The sequence below is a fragment of the Clostridium sp. 2218st1_F5_2218SCRN_220325 genome, assembly GCF_039062665.1.
GTDB lineage: Bacteria > Bacillota > Clostridia > Peptostreptococcales > Peptostreptococcaceae > Intestinibacter.
The window spans coordinates 1-7,659 of record NZ_JBCLNH010000035.1 but is presented as its reverse complement, the minus strand read 5'-3'; the positions used below and the strand labels follow the sequence as shown (position 1 = coordinate 7,659).

Sequence of the window (7,659 nt, the reverse complement as noted above, 5' to 3'; positions counted from 1 at the left end):
AGAAATGGCAAAAGAACTTTTGCGATAACTCCTCATATTCCAGGAGGATTTATAAAACCTGATGTACTTATAAAACTAGGTGCTGTTGCTGAGAGATATGGCGGCATCATAAAAATAACATCAGGACAAAGAATATTAATAACTAATTTAAAAGAAGAGGACCTTCCTGCTGTTTGGGACGAACTTGGCATGAAACCAGCTGTTGTGACTCAAAATTCACTTAAAAATGTGGAGATGTGTCCAGCTAATTTCTGCAAAAGATCAAAATACCCTACACTTGGAATAGGTATGAAACTTAGCAGAGCGTTTCAGGGGATGGAGCTTCCATGCAGAACTAAAATAGGTGTTGCTGGATGTAGGAATTCTTGTGGAAGTGTGTATGCTAAGGATATAGGCGTCTTAGTCGACTTTGACAAGCTGTTTTTCGTTACAGTAGGTGGTAGCGCAGGGTTCTATCCTAGAATGGCGGATATCGTCACTCGTGGATTAACTGAAAATCAAGCTTTCGCTTTAGTAGAAGTCATCTTAAACTACTATAAAGAAAATGCGCTTATGGGCGAAAAGCTAGGCGATTTTATAGACAGAATAACAATAGATAAATTTAGAGATGATGTTTTAGAAATAGCTCAATTAGAGAAAAAATTAGAAACAGAATTTAAATAAAATCTCAATTTAAATAAAAGATAAATAAACTTTTACAATAAAGTAAATATAACAGAAATTTTAGCAATAAGGAGTTTTAGAAATGAGTTTATTTTTAGGAAAGATACATTACTGGTTATTTAACAAAATATTATGGTTTGAAAATTTAGAAGAAGAAATAATCAAAATTGCAAAGAGTGAAGGGCTTGATATAGAAGGTGTAAAATCTGAAATAGAAGCTAAATACGGAGCTAAATTAGAAAATAAAAACCTAGAAGAAATAATAGACACTAATAATATACATGGATGGTTACAAGATAGAATCCACAGAGCAGAAGGAAGAATGGCTGCTTGGACTAAATTTATGATTCAAAACGACAAAATATCAGCTTTAGAAAAAGTCTACATAGACCAAGCTAAAGAAGCTGCTAGTGAAGTAACATCTGAAAGAGCTATCGAAAACGCTCCTGAAATATTCAACTGCATGAACGACTATATATTAGACGGTATGCCATGCGACCATGTAAACCAAGTTATAGAATCTGACGAAGATGCTGTTAAATGGGTTAGAAGAATATGCGTTCATAAAGAACTTTGGGCAGAAGAAGGCATTGATGTAGACGTATTCTACAACCTTAGAGGTCTATGGATAAAAGAATTCGTAAAAGATCTAAATAGTGAATTTGAATATAGAGAATTAGGTCAAAATGAATTTATAATAAGCAAAATAGCATAATAATTAAAATCGTGATAATTAAAATAATTATAATTTAGTGTAATTCTTTTTAAAAAACATTAAAAAACGTAATAATTATAAAAAAAGCATAACAATTATAAAATTGTAAATAATATTTGTGTACTCGACCAACTTCAATCAACTTCATGTGAAGTGATATTTGTATAGTCTATAACTTGTTAGTAGGGATTGGAAGTGCACCAAGAAAGCCCCATTTTTAATGGGGCTTTTTTTGGTGTTTAAGTAATATCCGAAGTTGTTGCGCTATGAGCGAAGTGAATTTTAAAGCAATGTACGAAGTCATTGGTGATAGAATTTTTGATTTATACTCATTTTTAAAACAGGTTGTACATAATTTATATTGTGGAGGTGGAGCGATTGAATAATATTAAAGATTTTATAATAAAAGAGCTTCTGATAGTAATCATAATGGGGTGCGTCTACACTAATATCGAGATGATTTTTAGGGGGTATACTCATCCATCCATGATAATAGTAGGCGGCCTGTGCGGTATGCTAGCTGGTCTTATAAACGATATAACGCCGGAGATGAAGATGTATAAACAGTGTATTTTGAGCGCTATTATTATAACTATTATAGAATATATTTCAGGATATATTCTAAATATCAAATTAGGACTGAATATTTGGGACTATAAAAATTTAAAATTCAATATAAACGGACAAATTTCGCTTATATTCAGTTTGGCATGGGTATTTTTAAGCTATTTTGCGATAAAATTCGACGATATGCTTAAAAATGATTTGTGTAGAAAAACTGTAATAAAAGGCAAGAGCAAATAGAAATAAATCATTTAAATGTTAAAATAAAAAATGAAAATAGATAATCAAGATTAAACTAAAAGAAACAATTAAAAAGACAAATAATTGAGGAAATTTTCAAGAATCTCTAGTATTATTAAAGTATATTTAAATAATATAGGGGGATAATACTATGGCCAATGAAACTATAAAGTGCAAAAGATGTAAAAGTGACGCTAAAATTATAAGTGCTTCACAAAATTTATGGAAAATGAGCTTATATTCTATAATATGCGCAGTAATATTTTACTTTATACCAATTATGTCATTTATTTCACTTGTCTTTTTAGGACTTGCTGTGATGATGGCGATAGCAGGGATTTATATGAAGTTTAAAGGAGGAGCAATCGTCCAGTGTAGTAAATGCAATGCCAGATATAAAATAAATAAGTATGACTATGATCAATATAAAAAAGAAAAAGAAAAAAGCGAAGATAAAAGTTAAATATATATAATTGGAGAAAACGGATATAAAAATCTATAAATAATAAGAATATAAATATAAAAATAATAAGAGTAATAAACAATAAGTAATAAGCAATAAATAGTAAGTAACAAGAAACAAATAGTGATTAGTAAAAATAAGTAAAAAAATAAAGCTTCTAAAAATAGGAGCTTTATTTTTTTATCTTAAGGAAATTATATATTATCTGGTTTGTGGTTTATATTAAATCTAATATTGAATTTGTAGATATAAAATAAATTAAAAACCTGCAAATAGCAACAATACAGGGTAAGATATAAAAAAATCAAGTTGCTTCGCAAAAGGAAAACGTTTGCAAAAATATCGAAAAAATCACTTATTCAGCTTAAAAAATGCCGAGTAAGTGATTTTAATCCAAGTAAAACGATTACATTTGTTAAATAAAATACTATTAGTCCATCCCGCGCTAAATACAGAAAACAGCGCTATGAAAGGGTTATCCCTACGGGCGAAACAAATGTAGGGACAGGAGATTTATCAAAACTCCATCCTAACAAAAGATTTTTACTTTTAAATATTTAAACTATACTTATATATTACCACAAATTTAAGAAAAATAAATAAAAATTTAACAATTTTTTATTAAAATTTTATCAATCTTTTTTCAAAGGGCAAAACTTGTACAATTCTAAAAAAAATACAAAAAATCTTAAAATTACTAAAAAGTAATAAAAATAAATAAATAATTGAGAATCGAAAAAAATTTTATTGTTAATATTTTAAAAATATAAAAATTTTTATATGTGATAATAAGGATTTGTAATCAATAAATACGTTGAAATTAAGCCATTTTAGAAAGAGAAGTTTTATTTTTAGAGCGAATTTAAGAAATTTTCTAAAAATAACATAATTATTACAATAATTAAAATGCCTATTTTTCTATAATAATAGTATAAACATTATACAAATCTAAAATATATTGAAAGGGAGAAAATCCCTATATTCAATATAATCAAAATAATGTGAATCCCACAATTGTATAGTTTTATTTGATCTATTTAATGGGTCGTGTAATACGCCTCTTGTCAACTTTTACGACCCAGAGAAATTTTTAAGTTTATATCTATAGGAGGTGGAGTTAATTTTACGGTAAAGTAGATAAAATAATTTAGTTTAAAAGGGTTATGAAAAATATATAAAAAGTAAACAAATATAAAAAAATAAAAATTCAAAAGTAAAGTAATAGAAAAAATTAAATGACATTATATATAAAATTAAATAAAATCACAATATTATAGCTACAATAAAAAAATTATGTAAACAAAACTCTGGTTAATAGAGAATTTGTATAAAATTTGGTTATGAAAAAACAATTAGGGGGAATATTTTATGATTATAGTTGGTGAATTGATAAACTCAAGTAGAAAAGCAATAAAAGAAGCGATTGATAAAGGCGATATTGAATATATAAAACAAGTAGCTATTGACCAAGAAGAAGCTGGAGCTACATATATAGACGTCAACGCCGGTACATTTGTAGGAACTGAGACTAAACACTTAAAATGGATGATTGAAAATATTCAACAAGTAGTTGATATACCATGTTGTATAGATTCTCCAGATCCAAAGGCCTTAGAAGCTGCTTTACAAATACATAAAGGGACTGCAATGATAAACTCCATATCTTTAGAAGAAGATAGATACGACGCTGTACTTCCAGTTGTAGCAGGAACTGATTTAAAAATAGTCGCTTTATGTATGAGCTCAGAAGGAATGCCTGAAACTTGTGAACAAAGATTAAAAATAGCTGATAAATTAGTAAATGGTTTAGTTAAAAACAACGTACCAATCGACAATATATATGTAGACCCATTAGTTCAACCTATAGGTACTGACGATACTTATGGATTTGAATTTTTAGACTCTGTAGCAGCTATTACGACTGAATTTAAAGGAATTCATACAATGTGTGGACTAAGTAATATATCATTTGGGCTTCCAGAAAGAAAATATATAAACAGAAACTTCGCAGTAATGGCTATTGCTAGAGGTCTTGACGGACTTATTATAAATCCACTTGATAGAGATATGATGGGAAGCATTGTTACAGCAGAAATGCTTGCAGGTAGAGATGAATATTGTGCAGAATACCTTCAAGCATTTAGAGCTGGTATAATTGGAAATCCTAAACAATTAAATACTTTATAAATATGTAAATATTATTGAAAATTTGTTAAAAGTGTTGTTCTAGTTTAAATAAGGGCAACACTTTTGCTTTTAAATAACAAATTAAAAATTAAATACTAAAAATCTTACAATTTTATATGGTTTTAACTCTTATGTTTCTGGAGTAGTACCTTTTCTGCTAGTTTTGCAGCTGACGCCGCATCTGCAGTGTAGTAATCGGCATTTATTCTTTTGGAAAAGTTGCTTGTTACTGGGGCTCCGCCTATCATAAATATGTATTTATCTTTTATGCCTGCTTTTCTAAATTCTTTTATAACTTCGCCGATTTCGGGCATAGTTGTTGTAAGCAAGGCGGAAAGACAGACTAAGTCAGCGTTTACTTCTTCGGCCTTTTGTATAAAATCTTTTGCTGATACATCTACTCCTAAATCATAAACATCAATGCCAATGCCACGAAGTGTAATTTTGACTAAGTTTTTGCCGATATCGTGGATGTCTCCTTTGACAGTACCGATTACGGCAGTGCCTATAAATTGTGCACCAGTTAAAGATAAGAGAGGTTCTAAAACTTTTATACCTGCAGTCATTGCTTTACCGGCAAGTAACATCTCGGGTACGTAGATTTCATTATTCTTAAATTTTATACCTACTTCATTTAAAGCTGGGATAAGACCTTTGTTTAATATAACAGATGCGTCTATACCATCTGCTAGAGCTTCTTGAACGAGTTTGTTAGTCATTCGGGCATTACCCTTTTGTACATTTTGTGAGAGCTTACTAAAATCCATATTATAACCTCCTATAAACCTATAAGTAACGAAATATTTATAATATTTGTTACTAGTTGATATTTTCTTATATATAATTAAATTATAGGTAGAAAATGAGATATAATCTATCACTTATTAGTATATAAAATTGTAAAATTTTTAGAAATGAATAAAGTCTGGAGGGAATAAAAATGAAGGAAAATAAAATTAATGTAAAGATAATACTTGAAGATGGTGAAAAGGTATGTAAGGCCAATATAGGCGACAATCTTTTAGATGTTATAAGAAAAAATAATATAGATTTTGATGCACCATGTAATGGAAACGGTAGCTGTGGTAAATGTAGATGCAAATTGAGAGAAAATACAGAAATAGGAGCATCAAGTAAAAAACATTTGAGTGAAGCTGAATTAAATTCTGGTGTAAGGCTTGCTTGTGATACTAAAGTTATGAATGATTTGACAGTAGAGCTTTCAAATAAAATAAAAGATATGACTGTTTTGATAAGCGGTGTAGAAAAAGAATTTAAAATTAACCCTTCTATTAAAAAACACTATATAGTGTTAGAAAAACCTACTTTAGACGACCAGAGAGACGATTTAATGAGAATAAAAGACTTCTTAAAAGAATCCTTTAATTTAGAAAATATAGATATAGATTTAAATATACTTAGAAAAATACCTAAAGTAATTAGAAAAGACGATTATAAGTTTACTATAACTTTATTTGACAATAAAATTGTAGATATCGAGCCATCAGATACAACAAAAGACAACTACGGTCTAGCAATCGATATAGGTACTACTACAATCGCTGTATATTTGATGAGTCTTTATGATGGACGCCAAATAGATGTAATTTCTGAGGTTAATAATCAAAGAAATTACGGTGCAGATGTTATATCTAGAATCAATTATACTATAGAAAATCCTGATGGGCTTAAAAAACTTAAAGTTTCTATAGTGAGTCAAATCAACGACATAGTTAAAAATATAGGCAAGAGAAACAATATAAATATAGATAATATATACGATACAGTAATAGTTGGAAATACTACTATGATTCACCTTCTTTTAGGAATAGATCCAGAATATATAGCAAAAGCACCTTATATTTCAGGATTTACAGAAGCTATGAATTTTAGTCCAAAAGATATAGGATTTAGCTTCAAATCAAATATAAGTATAATGCCGGGTGTATCTAGTTATGTCGGCAGCGATATAACAGCAGGTATATTGTCTTCTGGTATGTTGGAATCAGAAAAATACTCATTATTACTAGACTTGGGGACTAATGGAGAGATGGCACTAGGAAACAAAGACGAGGTTATAACTTGTTCCACTGCGGCTGGGCCTGCGTTTGAAGGGGCAAATATTAAATACGGTGTAGGAGGCATTTTGGGAGCTATAAGTGAGATAGATTTATCTAAAAAAAATAAGATAAAGACAATTGGAAATAAACCACCTTGCGGTGTGTGCGGTTCAGGGGTTTTAGATGCCGTTTCTGAGATGATTAAATACTCTTTGATAGACGAAACTGGTAGGATGTTTGATGAAGAAGACGACGACTTTGAATTTGAAGAATATGAATATTTGACTAAAGATTTAGTAGAAATTGACGGTATGAAGCAATATATTTTGGCTAAAGATCAAAATGGAGATATTATATCATTTACTCAAAAGGACATAAGAGAAGTTCAACTTGCAAAGGCTGCTATTAATGCTGGTATACAGATATTAGTTAAGGAAAAGAATTTAGATTTTAACGATATAGAATGTCTATATTTAGGCGGTGGATTTGGAAACTATATGAATGTCAAAAGTTCGCTACAAATAGGTATGATACCTCTAGAATTAGATGGAAAGATTAAATCCATCGGAAACTGTGCAGGTAGTGGGGCAAAAATGTACTTATTGTCTAAGGAATATAGAAATTTAATAGTAAATAAGATAAATACATCAAAATATATAGAATTATCTAATAGAAAAGAGTTCCAAGAATACTTTGTAAATGGAATGATGATGGAGAGAATCTACGAGCCAGCACAAAAATCTCAAACAGAAGAAGCTGCTGTAAGC

Annotated in this window: 7 protein-coding genes; 6 read left to right on the top strand and 1 reads right to left on the bottom strand. The window is 29.5% G+C overall.

What is annotated here, in order from left to right:
• From ABCM86_RS13835 to ABCM86_RS13815, 5 genes are all read left to right on the top strand, one after another.
• Positions 1-663, top strand: a 663-nt coding sequence (locus ABCM86_RS13835) for an NAD(P)/FAD-dependent oxidoreductase (RefSeq protein ID WP_343004190.1), incomplete at its 5' end; no start/stop codon positions are given.
• 82 nt (positions 664-745) lie between these two features.
• Positions 746-1,378, top strand: coding sequence for a hypothetical protein (locus ABCM86_RS13830; protein WP_343004189.1), 633 nt, complete (start codon positions 746-748; stop codon positions 1,376-1,378).
• A 378-nt stretch (positions 1,379-1,756) separates the two neighbouring features.
• Entirely contained in the window at positions 1,757-2,182 is a 426-nt protein-coding gene (locus tag ABCM86_RS13825; RefSeq protein WP_195931818.1) for a hypothetical protein, read from the top strand.
• Positions 2,183-2,333: 151 nt separating this feature from the next.
• Positions 2,334-2,645, top strand: a complete 312-nt coding sequence (locus tag ABCM86_RS13820; RefSeq protein ID WP_295572040.1) for a hypothetical protein — start codon at positions 2,334-2,336, stop codon at positions 2,643-2,645.
• 1,368 nt (positions 2,646-4,013) lie between these two features.
• Positions 4,014-4,832 (top strand): methyltetrahydrofolate cobalamin methyltransferase, encoded by an 819-nt coding sequence (locus ABCM86_RS13815; protein WP_343004188.1) that lies wholly within the window; start codon positions 4,014-4,016, stop codon positions 4,830-4,832.
• A gap of 122 nt (positions 4,833-4,954) precedes the next feature.
• Here ABCM86_RS13815 and ABCM86_RS13810 read toward each other — a convergent pair whose 3' ends face one another.
• Positions 4,955-5,599: a corrinoid protein gene (locus tag ABCM86_RS13810; RefSeq protein ID WP_343004187.1), complete on the bottom strand. Its 645-nt coding sequence runs from the start codon at positions 5,597-5,599 to the stop codon at positions 4,955-4,957.
• A gap of 173 nt (positions 5,600-5,772) precedes the next feature.
• Between ABCM86_RS13810 and ABCM86_RS13805 the strand changes: the two genes are divergently transcribed.
• On the top strand, positions 5,773-7,659 hold a 1,887-nt coding region (locus tag ABCM86_RS13805), incomplete at its 3' end, for an ASKHA domain-containing protein (RefSeq protein WP_343004186.1).

What these genes read in the sequence shown, in the direction of transcription:
- ABCM86_RS13830 (WP_343004189.1), top strand. Translation starts at nt 746, where the DNA reads ATGAGTTTATTTTTAGGAAAGATACATTACTGGTTATTTAACAAAATA.
- ABCM86_RS13820 (WP_295572040.1), top strand. Translation starts at nt 2,334, where the DNA reads ATGGCCAATGAAACTATAAAGTGCAAAAGATGTAAAAGTGACGCTAAA.
- ABCM86_RS13815 (WP_343004188.1), top strand. Translation starts at nt 4,014, where the DNA reads ATGATTATAGTTGGTGAATTGATAAACTCAAGTAGAAAAGCAATAAAA.
- ABCM86_RS13810 (WP_343004187.1), bottom strand. Translation starts at nt 5,599, where the DNA reads ATGGATTTTAGTAAGCTCTCACAAAATGTACAAAAGGGTAATGCCCGA.